This window comes from Candidatus Firestonebacteria bacterium RIFOXYD2_FULL_39_29 (assembly GCA_001778375.1).
Taxonomy (GTDB): domain Bacteria; phylum Oederibacteriota; class D2-FULL-39-29; order D2-FULL-39-29; family D2-FULL-39-29; genus D2-FULL-39-29.
Genome location: MFGV01000073.1, coordinates 1 through 15,104 on the forward strand (window position 1 = coordinate 1; position 15,104 = coordinate 15,104).

12 protein-coding genes and 1 tRNA gene are annotated in these 15,104 nt (G+C 39.4%); all 13 read left to right on the forward strand.

Annotation, left to right across the window (positions count from 1 at the left end; translation table 11 throughout):
* The first annotated feature begins 113 nt into the window (after positions 1–113).
* The 13 genes from A2536_00610 to A2536_00670 all read left to right on the forward strand — a co-directional run bounded on the left by A2536_00610 (position 114) and on the right by A2536_00670 (position 14,991).
* Positions 114–266 (forward strand): 50S ribosomal protein L33, encoded by a 153-nt coding sequence (locus A2536_00610; protein OGF45157.1) that lies wholly within the window; start codon positions 114–116, stop codon positions 264–266.
* Between the two features lie 19 nt (positions 267–285).
* A tRNA-Trp gene (locus A2536_00615) sits at positions 286–360 on the forward strand.
* A gap of 16 nt (positions 361–376) precedes the next feature.
* Positions 377–568 carry a preprotein translocase subunit SecE gene (locus tag A2536_00620; protein OGF45158.1) on the forward strand — a complete coding sequence of 64 codons (192 nt, stop codon included), beginning with the start codon at positions 377–379 and terminating at the stop codon, positions 566–568.
* A gap of 2 nt (positions 569–570) precedes the next feature.
* Positions 571–1,101 carry a transcription termination/antitermination factor NusG gene (locus A2536_00625; GenBank protein ID OGF45159.1) on the forward strand — a complete coding sequence of 177 codons (531 nt, stop codon included), beginning with the start codon at positions 571–573 and terminating at the stop codon, positions 1,099–1,101.
* Between the two features lie 239 nt (positions 1,102–1,340).
* Positions 1,341–1,775, forward strand: coding sequence for a 50S ribosomal protein L11 (locus A2536_00630; protein OGF45160.1), 435 nt, complete (start codon positions 1,341–1,343; stop codon positions 1,773–1,775).
* A gap of 8 nt (positions 1,776–1,783) precedes the next feature.
* On the forward strand, positions 1,784–2,473 hold the full coding sequence (locus A2536_00635; GenBank protein OGF45161.1) for a 50S ribosomal protein L1: 690 nt from the start codon (positions 1,784–1,786) through the stop codon (positions 2,471–2,473).
* 10 nt (positions 2,474–2,483) lie between these two features.
* Positions 2,484–3,014: a 50S ribosomal protein L10 gene (locus tag A2536_00640; protein ID OGF45162.1), complete on the forward strand. Its 531-nt coding sequence runs from the start codon at positions 2,484–2,486 to the stop codon at positions 3,012–3,014.
* A gap of 177 nt (positions 3,015–3,191) precedes the next feature.
* A complete protein-coding gene (locus tag A2536_00645; GenBank protein ID OGF45167.1) occupies positions 3,192–3,572 on the forward strand; it encodes a 50S ribosomal protein L7/L12 in 381 nt (126 codons plus the stop codon).
* 66 nt (positions 3,573–3,638) lie between these two features.
* Positions 3,639–7,478 (forward strand): DNA-directed RNA polymerase subunit beta, encoded by a 3,840-nt coding sequence (locus tag A2536_00650; protein ID OGF45163.1) that lies wholly within the window; start codon positions 3,639–3,641, stop codon positions 7,476–7,478.
* Positions 7,479–7,564: 86 nt separating this feature from the next.
* On the forward strand, positions 7,565–11,737 hold the full coding sequence (locus tag A2536_00655) for a DNA-directed RNA polymerase subunit beta' (protein ID OGF45168.1): 4,173 nt from the start codon (positions 7,565–7,567) through the stop codon (positions 11,735–11,737).
* Between the two features lie 208 nt (positions 11,738–11,945).
* Positions 11,946–12,371, forward strand: coding sequence for a 30S ribosomal protein S12 (locus A2536_00660; GenBank protein OGF45164.1), 426 nt, complete (start codon positions 11,946–11,948; stop codon positions 12,369–12,371).
* A 26-nt stretch (positions 12,372–12,397) separates the two neighbouring features.
* Positions 12,398–12,868, forward strand: coding sequence for a 30S ribosomal protein S7 (locus tag A2536_00665; protein ID OGF45165.1), 471 nt, complete (start codon positions 12,398–12,400; stop codon positions 12,866–12,868).
* A gap of 20 nt (positions 12,869–12,888) precedes the next feature.
* The gene (locus A2536_00670; GenBank protein OGF45166.1) at positions 12,889–14,991 is read left to right on the forward strand and encodes a translation elongation factor G; all 2,103 of its coding nucleotides are present in this window, start codon (positions 12,889–12,891) and stop codon (positions 14,989–14,991) included.
* The last annotated feature ends 113 nt before the right edge of the window (positions 14,992–15,104 follow it).

Sequence of the window (15,104 nt, forward strand, 5' to 3'; positions counted from 1 at the left end):
AGCCATGGAAAAAGAATTAAGGTTTGCTATCAGAGAGGGCGGTCACACCGTAGGTGCAGGCGTCGTTTCTGAGATCTTAGAGTAAATTTAAACTTAAAGATAAGGATAAAACTATGTTGGAAACAGTACTATTAGTCTGCCCGGATTGCAAGAGGAAAAATTATGCGACGGCAAAAAATAAAAAGAAAAATCCGGATAAATTAGCAATGAATAAATATTGTAAGTGGTGCAAAAAGCATACCATTCACAAAGAAACAAAGGCTTAAAAATTCGCGTAGGCATGATAGGCCTGTAGCTCCAACTGGCTAGAGCGGCGGTCTCCAAAACCGCGGGTTGTAGGTTCAAATCCTGCCAGGCCTGCTTTAAAAGGAGAGCTATGTTTAAGAAAATTAATGATTTTATAAAGGAAGTCAGGGTTGAAATGACCAAGGTTTCCTGGCCGGGACGTGAGGAAATTATTGGCTCAACGGTGGTGGTTTTATCCGTTGTAGCAATTCTTTCCGCGTTTACCGGAATAGCGGATTTATTAATAAGCAAAGTACTTGAGTTAATCATAGTGGGTATATAGACATGGACAAAAAATGGTATATAATCACAACTTATTCAGGTTGTGAAGAAAAAGTAAAAGCTAACCTTGAATATAGGGCTAAGACTAATGCTATGACTGAAAGCATTACTCAGGTCTTGATTCCAAAAGAGGATGTTATTGAAGTAAAAGGCGGGAAGAAAAAGACAGTATCAAAGAAATTTTATCCTGGCTATATTCTTGTTGAGATGGACATGAATGATGATACCTGGACTATTGTAAGAAATACTCCAAAAGTTACCGGTTTTGTAAGAGCAGGAACAAAACCTTTAGCGCTAAATGAAGAACAGATTGCAACCATTATGGGGCAAATAAAAGGTGATATTCCGATACCAAAGCATGTTGTTGAGTACGAAAAAGGTCAGTTAGTCAGAGTAACAGACGGGCCGTTTACTAATTTCTCAGGTGTAATTGAGGAGATCTATCCGGAAAGGATGAAAGCCAAAGTGATGGTCTCGGTTTTTAACCGTCCGACGCTTGTTGAAATAGAGTTCATATATATAGAGAAACAATAGTAAAAACAAATTCGAAATTCTAAACTCGATCCTCCAAAAAGACCGGCGGACGACAATATATATGAAATTAAGGTAAGTCGAATTAGAAAAAGGAATTTAAGTTTTTTTTTGGATTTTGCTTTTTAGGGTTTTTTTGAGTTTCGAATTTGTTTTTCAGACTGTTACGCACGGCGTGGGTATTTTTCCCCTGTATACCGCGCATCGCTTCAAGGGGGAAGTAAAAAGATTAAGGAGTTTTTATGCCGCCAAAAAAAGTTGCAGCGTTAGTTAAGTTGCAGGTCACAGCAGGGAAAGCAAATCCTGCTCCGCCTGTAGGTCCGGCACTGGGTCAACACGGTGTAAATATAATGGACTTCTGCAAGCAGTTCAATGCCAAGACTTCGGAACCTAAACATGAAGGACTCATCATACCGGTAGTTATTACTGTGTATGCGGACAGGAGCTTCACTTTCATAATGAAGACACCTCCTGCTTCTGTGCTTATTAAGAAAGCAATTGGTCTTGCGAAGGGTTCCGGACAGCCAAACAAAACAAAAGTCGGGAAGATAACCAAAGCACAGGTAAAAGAAATTGCTGCCATGAAAATGGAAGACCTTAATACCACAAAGCTGGAATCAGCTATGAGAATGGTTGAAGGTACTGCCAGGAACATGGGCATAGAAGTGACAGAGTAGGGGGAGAAATGGGAAAAAGAATAAAAGAGTTAGCAAAGAAAGTTGATGCTTCCAAAAAATACGCCCTCTCTGACGCGGTTAACCTGGTTAAGGATCTTGCGAAAGCGAAATTCGACGAATCGGTTTTGCTCACAATTAAACTTGGAGTTGATGTAAAGCAGTCGAACCAGGCAGTCAGAAGCAGCGTAGTTCTGCCGCATGGCACCGGAAAGATACCAAAGGTGCTTGTGTTTGCGAAAGGTGAAAAAGAAAAAGAAGCTCTTGAAGCCAAAGCAGATTTTGTAGGTGCGGAAGATATGGTTGAAAAAGTCATGGGTGGTTGGAGGGATTTTGATGTGGTTATCGCGACTCCCGACATGATGAGAGATATAGGTAAACTCGGGAAGGTTCTTGGTCCGTCAGGGCTGATGCCAAATCCGAAATCCGGCACGGTTACAAATGACCTTGCCAGAAGCGTGAAGGAAGCCAAAACCGGAAGAATTGAATTTAAATCTGATGTTGGCGGTGTTGTTCATTCAATTATAGGTAAAGCTTCATTTGATGCCCAGAAGCTTCTGGACAATGCCAATACGCTGATGGAAGCGGTGATCAAGGTAAGACCGCAGGGCGTTAAAGGCGTTTTCGTTCAGAAAGTGGTTCTACATTCTACGATGAGTCCGGCTGTTAACATTGATACTAAGCCGTACTTAAGCGTATAAGGGGGCAGAGATGAGCAAAGCACAATTAATAAAGGCCGAAGAAGTAAAAGCTCTCGCTGCAAAATTTACAAAAGCGAAGGGTATAGTTTTTACGAACTTTACCGGCTTGACAGTTGAAGATACTACTGATTTCAGGAAAAAGGTTTCGAAAGCCGGTCTGGAATATAAAGTTATAAAAAATAACATTATCCTCAGAGCCCTGAAAGAAGTTAAACTTGAGGATCTTCATAAGTTCATAGACGGTCCGACAGGGGTAGTACTAAGCAATGATGATCCTGTTATTGCAGCGAAGCTGGTAAGAGATTTTTTTAAAGCCCATCAAAATTTAAAAGTAAGGGCTGGTGTTGTAGAAGGTAAAGGTGTCGGTCCGGCAGAGGTTACAATAGTTGCGGATATTCCGTCACGTGATATCCTTTTGGGTCAGGTTGCAGGCGGATTGAAAGCGCCTCTTTATAAACTCGTGTTTGTGTTGAATGCTAACGTTCAGAAACTGGTTGGCACGCTTGACGCGATAAAAAAGCAGAAAGAAACTGCGAAATGAAACTCTACGTCCTCACGGACGTAGTCTTGGGTTAAGCCCAAGCCAAAGGAGTATCCTCCTTTGGAATCCTCTTGCGAGAGGAGATTATTATAATACGCGGTTTTTTATCAACGGCTTATGCTGGTGGTTTTAAAAACCGCCTTCGCAATAAAAAAGAAATTTAGACAGGAGGATAGTATGGCAAATTTAACAAAAGAAGAAATTTTGGAAGGTGTATCGAAAATGTCAGTGCTTGAGCTTACCGAGCTCATTAAAAGCATGGAAGACAGGTTTGGTGTTTCAGCGGCGGCACCGGTAGCAGCGGCAGCGGCCGGCGGAGCAGCTCCGGCTGCAGCAGCGGAAGCGCAATCTTCTTTCACTGTGATGCTTACTGCGGCAGGCGCGAGCAAAATTCCGGTTATAAAAGTAGTAAGAGAAATTACCGGACTTGGACTTAAAGAAGCAAAGGACTTGGTTGATGGAGCACCTAAAGCCGTTAAGGAAGGGCTTTCGAAGGATGAAGCAGATAAGATGAAAGCAAAGTTTGAAGGAAGTGGAGCAACTATCGAGATTAAGTAATATTTTTTTGCAGGGGTCTGTTAATCAGGCCCCTGCAAATTTATGAAATTATAGGAAGTAAAAGTCGTGAAGACCCCCGTTTCACGTAATGAATGCGGAAACGGGATTTACTTTCCCGGAGGGAAAATGGAAGATTTTGATAAATTAGGGAAGCGTAAAAGGAAAGATTTCTCCAAACTTCCTAAAATACAGGAATTACCCAACTTAATTGAAGTTCAGAAGACGTCTTATTTTGGTTTTTTACAAAAAGAGATCGCTCCGGATAAGAGAAAAAACTTTGGATTGCAGGGTGTTTTAAATGAAATATTTCCTATTGTTTCCATGAAGGGGAACATCACTCTTGAATTTGTAAACTATACTCTGGGACAACCAAAGTTTTCCGTGACGGAGTGTAAAGAAAGAGAGATGTCTTACAGCGTTCCGTTAAAATTTACCGTAAGAATGATAGTTACTGACTTGGAAAATCCTTCTAAAAAAGTAAAGGAGATTAAAGAGCAGGAAATTTATGTATGCGAAATTCCTCTAATGACGGAGAATGGTACTTTTATAATTAACGGTGCCGAGAGGGTTATTGTCTCTCAGCTTCACAGATCTCCGGGTGTTTCTTTTGATGAACTGGAAGATAAACTATTTTCTCCTTTTGGAAAAATATATACGGCAAAGGTCGTTCCCTATAGGGGTTCCTGGCTCGAATTTGAATTTGACACCAATGAGATTCTTTATGCAAGAATTGATAAAAAAAGAAAGTTTTTTGCTACGATAATGCTTCGCGCCCTGGGTTATGATACAAACGAAGAGATTATTAAGTTGTTCTACAATTCCGTAGAAGTTAATGTAAAAGAACGTGAAAAAGTAATAAATATGAAGCTTGCAAAGAACATTGTTCTCTCTAAAGGAGGGTCGGTCTTAGCCGGAAGAACAATTGATAGTGATCTTTATGATAGTCTGGTTGAGAATGAAGTTAAGAAAGTTGAGATAGTTGTCCCTTCAGATATAGAAGATAAAATAAACCTTATTCCGACGATTGTTAAGGATAATGTTAACCCTACAAAAGAAGACGCAATTATGGAAATATATAAAAAGATGCGTCCCGGGCAGCCGGTTACTCTTGAAACAGCAAAAGTATTTTTTGACAATATGTTCTTTAATTCTAGGAGATATGATCTGGGAAAAGTCGGCAGATATAAGATAAATAAAAAGCTGTATCCCGACAAGGAAAAACAATTTGCTTTGGATGTCAGAGTTCTGAAAAATGAAGATATTTTCAGAACACTTAAATATCTGCTAAAATTAAGTAATGGCTCCGGTGAAAAAGACGATATCGATCACTTTGGTAATAGAAGGGTTAGAGCCGTTGGCGAGCTTGTGGAGAATCAATTCAGGATTGGATTGGTGCGCATGGAAAGGTTCATCAGAGAGAAAATGTCAATGGTTGATACGGAAGTTGCAATGCCTACTGATATCGTAAATACAAAACCAATTTTTGCGGCATTACGCGAATTCTTTGGTACAAATCAGCTTTCTCAGTTTATGGATCAGACGAATCCTCTTGCTGAACTGACACATAAGAGAAGATTGTCTGCTCTGGGCCCGGGGGGACTAGACAGGGATAGAGCCGGTTTTGAAGTTAGAGATGTTCACTATACTCATTACGGAAGAATGTGTCCGATAGAAACACCTGAAGGTCCAAATATCGGTTTAATATCTTCATTGTCTGCTTTTGCTAAAATTAATGATCTTGGTTTTATCGAGACTCCTTACAGAGAAGTGAAAAACGGAGTTGTAACCGATAAAATAGATTTCCTTGCAGCGGATGAAGAAGATGCATTTACTATAGCTCAAGCAAATGCTCCTATTGATGAAAAAGGAAGGCTTGTTGAAAAAATGTTGGTTGCCAGGAATAAAGGTGATTTTCCTCTGGTTTCTGTGGAGAAAATTGATTATATGGATGTTTCTCCGATGCAATTGGTATCCATTTCCACTGCATTGATTCCTTTTTTAGAGCATGATGATGCTAACCGAGCTCTTATGGGATCAAACATGCAGCGTCAGTCTGTTCCGCTTGTCAATTCAGAAGCTCCTATCATAGGTACCGGTATTGAATATAAAGTTGCCTATGATTCCGAAGTTATGGTTATAGCTAAGAATGCAGGAGTGGTTGAATATGTTGATGCTAATAGGGTGGAGATATATAATGATTCCGGGAAGTTAGATGTCTATACTTTAATAAAATATAAGAGGTCTAACCAGGATACATATATTAACCAGCGTCCTATTGTTCGTAAAGGTCAAAAACTGGCAAAAGGTCAGGTTATAGCTGATGGACCTTGTACGGAAAGAGGTGAACTTGCGTTAGGACAAAATGTTATGGTGGCCTTAATGCCGTGGCGCGGTTATAATTTTGAAGATGCGATGGTGGTAAATGAGAACCTTCTAAAAGATGATAAATTTTCTTCTATTCATGTTGAAGAATTTTCAATAGAAGCAAGGGATACAAAGCTTGGGGAAGAAGAAATTACCAGGGATATTCCAAATGTAAGTGATGAAGCTCTCTGTAATCTTGATGATTCCGGGATCGTAAGGATTGGTGCAGAGGTCAATCCCGGGGATATACTTGTCGGGAAGGTTACTCCGAAGGGAGAATCAGAAAGTACTCCTGAAGAAAAGTTACTCAGAGCTATTTTTGGAGAAAAAGCAAAGGACGTCAAAAATGCGTCTTTGAAAGTTCCTCCCGGCGCTGCAGGTATTGTTGTTGATATAAAGGTGTTTTCAAGAAAAGAGTCTGCAACAAAAGCTAAAGAAAAAGAGATAAGAAAGAGAGTGGATAATGATTATGAAAAGCTGATTGAAGAAGTAAATATTGAAAAAGATATGGAAATAAATCTGATAAAGAAGAATTTTAAAGATAAAAGAGAAGCTGATGAAAAGATAAAAATAGAAAAAGAAAAAGCTAAAATACGACTTGAAGAAATAGAGTACAGAAAAAACCGTGAGATTGACAATCTTGCTGAAGGGGACAATCTTCCGGCCGGAGTGATAAAACTGGTAAAGGTCTATCTTGCTACTAAGAGAAAGATAGAAGTTGGCGATAAGATGGCCGGTCGTCATGGAAATAAAGGTGTTATTGCAAAGATAGTTCCTCAGGAAGATATGCCTTACATGCCTGATGGTAGGCCGGTGGATATAGTTCTAAATCCTCTGGGTGTTCCGGGACGTATGAATGTAGGGCAGGTGCTTGAAGCACATCTTGGCTGGGCAGCAAGAGTTATGGGTTATTACGTTGCTACTCCTGTGTTTGACGGAGCAACCGAACTTGAAGTTAAAGGTGCTCTTAAAGAAGCTGGTTTGCCGATAAGCGGAAAGTCAGTGCTTTATGACGGAGTAAACGGAGAAAAATTTGATTCTGAAGTAACAGTTGGCAATATGTATATAATGAAGCTTTCTCACTTGGTTGATGATAAGGTTCATGCAAGATCAACAGGACCCTATTCTCTAATTACCCAGCAGCCTCTCGGAGGTAAAGCGCAGTTCGGCGGTCAGAGATTCGGGGAAATGGAAGTTTGGGCGCTTGAAGCGTACGGAGCCGCGAATATCCTTCAGGAGATACTGACTGTAAAAAGTGATGATGTAAACGGGCGTACCAAAATGTATGAAGCCATAGTAAAAGGTAGAAATACACCGGAGCCAGGTTTACCGGAGTCGTTCAATGTTCTAGTAAAAGAATTGCAGGGCTTAGGGCTTGATGTTAATCTTGTAAAAGACCCGAATATTAAAGATTTAAGTGCAAAGGGTATTTTAAGAGAATTAAACGCCAAGGAACCTGAGATTGGGCTGGCGGAAAAGACCTTTATTGATGAAGTAGAAAAAACAGAACCAAAAAAGAAAGAAAAAAAATCCAAAAAGTAACTGAGAGCCGTTAGTTACGGCAATCTATTAACTAAGGAGCGTTGCAAGTGGCGAGAGTTAGAGAAGTTATAAAAAACGCAAAGCTAATTGAAGCAGAAGTTGAAAAGAGGCTGGATTTTAATTCTATCTTGGTTAAACTGGCTTCTCCTGAAACAATAAGAAAATGGTCGCATGGTGAGGTGAAAAAACCTGAGACCATTAATTACAGGACTTTCAGGCCTGAAAAAGACGGACTCTTTGATGAAAAGATTTTTGGTCCGACGAAGGACTGGGAATGCTATTGCGGTAAATATAAAAGAATAAAGTATCGCGAGATTGTATGCGACAGATGCGGAGTTCAAGTAACCTCTTCTAAGGTCAGACGTGAACGTATGGGACATATTGAGCTTGCAAGTCCTGTTACACATATCTGGTTTCTGAAATCCATCCCCTCTCGAATTGGAATATTGCTTGATATGCCGACTAAAGAGCTGGAAAGAGTAATTTATTATGAAAGCTATGTGGTTATTGATCCAATGACTACTGATTTACCTAAGAAACAATTGCTTTCTGAAGAGGATCTTCAAAAGTGCAAATCAAAATATGGTTCAGCTGCATTTAAATATAAAATTGGAGCTGAAGCAGTCAGAGAACTTCTCAAAGAAATTGACCTTGATACGCTTTCTAAGCAATTGAAAGATGATATTAAAGGTACTGATTCAGTTAATAAAAAGAAAGATTTTATTAAACGCCTTCGTATTGTTGAAAATTTTAGAAAGTCTGCAAATCGTCCCGATTGGATGGTTTTGGATGCGCTTCCGGTAATTCCTCCGGATCTAAGGCCTTTGGTTCCGCTTGATGGAAGTCGTTTTGCATCCTCAGATTTAAATGATCTTTACAGAAGAGTCATTAATAGAAATAATAGATTAAAAAGGTTGATGGAAGCTAAAGCTCCGGATATTATAATTAATAATGAAAAAAGAATGCTGCAAGAAGGTGTAGATGCTCTTTTTGATAATGGTAGACGCGGAACACCCGTAAAAGGAAGCCGTAATAAGCCATTAAAATCGCTCTCTGATATGCTGAAGGGTAAACAGGGGCGCTTTAGACAAAATTTACTTGGGAAGCGTGTTGATTATTCGGGACGTTCCGTTATTGTTGTTGGTCCTGAACTCAAACTTTATCAGGCAGGTATTCCTAAAAAAATGTTACTTGAACTCTTCAAGCCTTTTATAATTAAAAAACTTGAAGACAAGGGTTATGTTCATACGGTAAAAAGTGCTCGTAAGATGGTTGAAAGTGTTAAACCTGAAGTTTGGGAAATTTTGGAAGAAGTTATAAAAGATCATCCAATAATGCTTAACCGTGCTCCGACCCTTCACAGACAGGGTATTCAGGGTTTTGAGGCAATACCTATTGAAGGTTCTGCTATCAGAGTTCATCCGCTTGTTTGTACAGCATTTAATGCGGACTTTGATGGAGATCAAATGGCAGTGCATGTACCGCTTTCTCCTGAAGCCATTACCGAATGCAGGACTCTCGTTCTTTCTTCTAATAACGTTTTTGCGACTTCCAGCGGAGCTCCTCTTGCATCGCCTGCTAGAGAAATAGTTGCGGGTATTGCGTATATGACGAAGCTTAAGACAGCTGCTAAAGGCGAAGGTAAGATATTCGCCAGTTTTCAGGAGGCGATACTGTCTTACGATATGAAACAAGTGGATTTACATGCCGTAATTGTTGTTCCTAAAGCGGATTTCGATAAGGATTCTGTAAAGGAGACTCGTGATAAAAAGGAATCGGATAGAAAATTAAATATCTACAGACTGTCACAATCAAAGCTTGGGATAAAAGAAGAGGCAAAAGAAATTCCGTCTGATTTGCTTGTAACGTCAATCGGCAGAATAATTCTTTATAGATGTTTGCCTAAAGGATTTGCATTTTTAAACAAAGAGCTTGCAAAAAGAGAGCTTTCAGATCTGGTTACGGATTGTTTTAAACAATATGGTAATGCTGAAACTGTATCATTATTGGACAGACTGAAAGATCTTGGTTTTGAATATGCTACAAAGTCAGGTTTTACCATTTGCATTGATGATATGGTAGTTCCTACGGAAAAGAAAGAGATTATTGCTCATGCGAAACATGAAGTTGAAAAAATTACGAATCAATACAGAAAGGGTATTATTACGGATATTGAAAGATATAACAAAGTAATTGATATCTGGATGCATGCAACAGATAAAGTTTCTCAAAATATGCGTGATGGTATGAAAAAAGACAGAGAAGGCTTTAATCCGATATATATAATGGTTGAATCCGGTTCTCGCGGTAATATAATGCAGGTCAGACAGTTGGCAGCCATGAGAGGTTTGATGGCCAGACCGCAGCAAAAGATTACGGGAGGAAAAGGCGAAATTATTGAGCAGCCTATTACTTCTAACTTCAGGGAAGGTCTAAGCGTTCTTGAGTACTTTATTTCTACTCACGGCGGACGTAAAGGTCTTGCTGATACTGCCTTGAAGACTTCGGATGCAGGTTATTTGACCAGACGTCTTGTTGATGTCGCTCAGGATGTTATAATAAATGAAGAGGACTGTAAAACTATCAGGGGCATAACTATCGGAGCCATTAAAGAAGGCATGGAAATCATGGAACCTTTAAAAGACAGGATTGTCGGGCGTGTTGCTCTTGATAATGTTGTTGATCTTTTAACTGCGGAACCCCTTGTAAAAGCGGGTGAAGTTATTGATGAGGAAAAAGCGGAGAAAATCGAGCAATCAGGTATTGAAAAAATAAGAATTAGATCTGTTTTAACCTGCGAGACGAAACGCGGTGTTTGTGCGAAATGCTACGGTTGGAGTCTGGGATGTATGCGTATGGTTGAAATTGGTGAAGCTACCGGTATTATTGCTGCGCAATCTATCGGTGAACCGGGAACACAACTTACGCTTCGTACATTCCATATCGGAGGTACTGCCAGTAAAATTGCCGAACAATCTGCTATTGTTACGAAAAATGGCGGGAGAGTAGAGTATTTGAATCTTAAGATAGTTGAAACAAAAGCGAAAGAATATTTGGTTCTTAACAGACAGGGTGAAATTGTAGTAATTAATGAGGCTGATAAATCAAGAGAGGTTTACGAAATACCTTTTGGTTCTACAATTTCTGTAAAAGACGGAGATACTGCAAAAAAGGGTCAGAAGATAGCTACATGGGATCCTTATAATACTCCAATATTTTCTGCTGTGGATGGAAAGATTGAATATGTAGATGTGGAAGAAGGAGTAACTGTTAAAGAAGAGCTTGATAATGCGACGAAGCTTTTAACTCGTGTTGTTATTCCTCATAAAGAAGAGAAAAAACAACCGTATATTCGCATAGTTGGAAGAAAAGGCGAAGAACTTGCAAAGTATGCTCTTCCTGTGGGTGCTCACATTCTCGTTTCTGATTCTGAAGAAGTTAATGGAGGTATGATTATAGCGAAGATGCCGAGAGAAATTGGCAAGTCAGGAGATATAACCGGCGGTCTTCCCCGGGTTTCTGAATTATTCGAAGCAAGAAAACCGAAAGATCATGCTACAATTACAGAAATTGATGGAGTGGTGAAGATAGGTGATATTGAGAAGAGGATGAGAAAGATCATAGTAAAACATGAACTTGGTGATGAGAAAGAATATCTTGTTCCTCAAGGTAAGCATATTTTGATTAGCGAAGGTGAAAGAGTATTAGCGGGGGATGCTCTTACGGTTGGGTCCATTAATCCTCACGATATTCTAAGAGTTAAAGGAGAAAGCGCTACTCAAGAATATCTTCTTGAAAAGATACAAGAGGTCTATCGTTTGCAAGGGGTAAAAGTAAATGATAAACATATAGAGACTATTGTTAGGCAAATGCTTAGAAGAGTCAGGATTGAAGAACCTAATGATACGGAGTTTTTAGTAGGGCAGGAAATTGACAGGAATATCTTTAAGGAAGAAAATGAAAAAATTCTTAAGAAAAAAGGTAAGCCTGCTACTGCAAAACCAATTTTACTTGGTATTACCAAAGCATCTCTTTCTACAGAATCTTTCTTTGCTGCGGCATCTTTCCAGGAAACCACCAGAGTCCTGACTGAAGCTGCAACATCAGGAAAAGTTGATACATTACAAGGCTTAAAGGAAAACATAATTATAGGAAGGCTTATTCCGGCAGGGACAGGGTCCTTAATTTACAGGAAAATAAAGCTGGAAGAAGAGGCTGTAAAAAGTGCTTCGAATACCGAAGAAAAACCATTATCGTAAATAAGTGTTGACAGATATAGAAAAATGTTGTAAAATTAACCTTTACCGTGAGCCATATTAAGATGGATTAGCTGGTTTTTACTGCGAATTGCCAGCGAAGGGCGGACTGGTATATTCACCGCCTTTTTTATTTGTTAAAATAGTCCTCAAATATTTGGGGAAAATAAATACTAGGAGAAATAAGAAATATGTGTAAGGAGGAAGTAATTTGTTTACGTTTACTCAGTTAATAAAAGGTCAGAGAATTAAGGTTCAGAAAAAATCAAAGTCAATGCAGATGTCTTCGTGTCCCCAGAAGAGAGGAGTATGTCTTCGGGTTTATACAACGACTCCGAAAAAGCCTAATTCAGCGCTCCGTAAAGTTGCAAAGGTAAGGCTTGTTAACGGTTATGAGATTATTGCTTATATTCCGGGTATTGGTCACAATCTTGATGAACACTCAATTGTCCTTGTTCGGGGTGGTAGAGTTAAAGATCTCCCCGGTGTCAGATATCACATTGTTAGAGGTGCTCTTGATGCTTCTGGAGTTGAAAACAGAAAGCAGGGAAGATCTAAATATGGGGTAAAAGCCGGAAAAAGTGAAGCGCCGAAAGCGGCAGCAGCACCTGCACCAGCAGCGCCCGCGGCTAAATAGTGAAAATATTAAGAGGGGTCTAAGAAATGCCAAGAAAAAAACTAGTAGGTAAAAGAGAAACAGGACCGGATCCAAAGTTCAATGAAGTCCTTGTGCAAAAATTGATAAACAGTATAATGAAAAAGGGCAAAAAGAGTATAGCTGAGACCATAGTATACACTTCGATTGAAGAAGTTGGAAAGAAGGCAAATGTTAGTGGCGTGACAGTCTTTAAACAGGCCATGGAAAACATTAAACCGATGCTTGAAGTAAAACCACGAAGGGTTGGCGGCGCTACGTATCAGGTTCCTGTTGAGGTTGCTCCTGTCAGAAGAATTGCTTTAGGTATAAAGTGGTTGGTGGATGCAGCAAGGGGAAGATCAGAGAAAACGATGATTGACAGATTAGTTAATGAAATAACTGATGCTTCTAAAAATACAGGGGCTGCTTGCAAAAAAAGAGAAGATGTTCATAAAATGGCAGAAGCTAACAAGGCGTTTGTCCATTTTAGATGGTAATTAAAAGGAGCTTTTATTAAATGGCAAGAGAGTATAGTTTAACAGACACAAGAAATATAGGTATCATTGCGCATATAGATGCCGGTAAAACGACTACAACTGAGCGAGTATTGTACTATACGGGCGTGATTCATAAAATCGGGGATATTGATGAAGGGAATACTACTACTGATTATATGATTCAGGAAAAAGAAAGAGGAATTACTATTACTTCAGCGGCTATCAGTACTTCCTGGATGAAAAAGCGTGTAAATGTTATTGATACTCCCGGTCATGTGGATTTCACTGCCGAAGTGGAAAGATCTTTAAGGGTGCTTGATGGAGCGATTGTAGTATTTGATGCTTGTTCAGGTGTTGAACCGCAGTCGGAAACTGTATGGCGGCAGGCAGATAAATATAATATTCCTAGAATTGCTTTCTTAAACAAAATGGATAAGGTAGGCGCGGATTTTTTCATGTCGGTAGCTTCAATAAAGGAAAAGCTTGGAGCAAAACCGGTAGCTATGCAGGTGCCGATTGGAGCAGAAAATACTTTTGTGGGTGTTGTTGATATAGTTAAAATGAAAGCCTTCGTATGGCTTGATGAGACGTTAGGTGCAAAATTTGAAGAAAGAGAAATACCTGCAGATTTGGTGGAAATATCAAAAAAATGCAGAGAAGAACTTATGGAAACGTGTGCCGAATACGATGAAAATATCATGAAGAAGTATTTAGACGGTAAAGTATCTGAAGTTTCTATAGATGATATAAGAAAAGCGATAAGGACAGGAACTATCAAAACTGAAATAGTGCCTGTTTTCTGCGGTTCCTCTTTTAAAAACAAAGGTGTTCAGCCTATTTTAGATGCAGTTGTTTACTATTTACCTTCGCCTCTTGATATCCCTGCTATGAAAGGTACTAATCCAAAAACCGGAGTCGAAGAAGATAGAAAAGCAGCCGATGATCAGCCTTTTTCCGCTATTGCGTTTAAAATACTTTCAGATCCTTTTGTCGGTAAGCTGACTTTTGTCCGTGTATATTCAGGGACTCTTAACTCCTCTTCGTATGTGTACAACTCGAAGAGCGGTTCAAAAGAAAGGATCGGACGTTTGGTCAGAATGCATGCAAATAAAAAAGAAGACATAGAAACTATTATGGCGGGTGATATTGCCGCTGTTGTAGGACTTAAGGGTACTACTACCGGAGATACACTGTGTGATGAAGAACATCCTATTGTTCTTGAAGCCATAAATTTCCCTGATACCGTAATTTCTGTAGCAATTGAGCCAAAGACCAGAGCAGATCAGGATAAAATGGGAATGGCTTTAAATAGGCTTTCTGATGAAGATCCTACATTTAAGATCAAGACTGATGAAGAAACCGGGCAAACAATTATGTCGGGTATGGGTGAACTGCATCTTGATATACTTGTTGATAGAATGAAAAGAGAATTTAATGTTGAATGTAATGTTGGTAAACCTCAGGTTGGATACAAAGAAACAATTAAAAAGAAAGTTGAAGCTGAAGGTAAGTATATAAGGCAGACCGGCGGTAAGGGGCAGTATGGTCATTGTTATATTGAATTGGAGCCTCAAGAAGCTGGAAAGGGTTATGAGTTTGTTAATGATGTTGTAGGCGGCTCTATTCCAAGAGAGTATATTCCTGCGATTGATAAAGGGATTAAGGAGGCCTGTGAAGGTGGTGTACTTGCAGGATATCCGGTTATTGATATTAAAGTAACTTTAACAGATGGTTCCTATCATGATGTTGATTCCTCTGAAATGGCATTTAAGATTGCGGGTTCAATGGCTTTTAAGGATGGTTTTAAAAGAGCAAATCCGGTTATTCTTGAGCCGATAATGGATATAGAAGTTGTTATTCCTGAAAATTATCTGGGAGAGGTTATTGGTAATTTGAACTCCAGACGGGGAAGAATTGAAAACATGACACAAAGGGGCAATGCCCGTGCAATTAGAGGTTTTGTTCCGATAGCAAATATGTTCGGTTATGCGACTGATTTAAGATCGTTAACGCAAGGCAGAGGTAACTATACAATGCAGTTTGCGCATTATGAAGAGATGCCGAAAGCAATGGCTGACGATATTATTGCAAAAGCAAGTGGGAAAATTGCAGGTAAAAGGTAATTTTACGGAGGTAATTTAAGATGGGTAAGGCAAAATTTGAAAGAACAAAGCCGCATGTAAACGTAGGAACAATCGGACATGTTGATCATGGAAAGACGACATTGACCGCAGCG

Excerpts from the sequence above, each read along its gene's own strand:
- A2536_00610 (OGF45157.1), top strand. The coding sequence starts at position 114 with ATGTTGGAAACAGTACTATTAGTCTGCCCGGATTGCAAGAGGAAAAAT.
- A2536_00620 (OGF45158.1), top strand. The coding sequence starts at position 377 with ATGTTTAAGAAAATTAATGATTTTATAAAGGAAGTCAGGGTTGAAATG.
- A2536_00625 (OGF45159.1), top strand. The coding sequence starts at position 571 with ATGGACAAAAAATGGTATATAATCACAACTTATTCAGGTTGTGAAGAA.
- A2536_00630 (OGF45160.1), top strand. The coding sequence starts at position 1,341 with ATGCCGCCAAAAAAAGTTGCAGCGTTAGTTAAGTTGCAGGTCACAGCA.
- A2536_00635 (OGF45161.1), top strand. The coding sequence starts at position 1,784 with ATGGGAAAAAGAATAAAAGAGTTAGCAAAGAAAGTTGATGCTTCCAAA.
- A2536_00640 (OGF45162.1), top strand. The coding sequence starts at position 2,484 with ATGAGCAAAGCACAATTAATAAAGGCCGAAGAAGTAAAAGCTCTCGCT.
- A2536_00645 (OGF45167.1), top strand. The coding sequence starts at position 3,192 with ATGGCAAATTTAACAAAAGAAGAAATTTTGGAAGGTGTATCGAAAATG.
- A2536_00665 (OGF45165.1), top strand. The coding sequence starts at position 12,398 with ATGCCAAGAAAAAAACTAGTAGGTAAAAGAGAAACAGGACCGGATCCA.
- A2536_00670 (OGF45166.1), top strand. The coding sequence starts at position 12,889 with ATGGCAAGAGAGTATAGTTTAACAGACACAAGAAATATAGGTATCATT.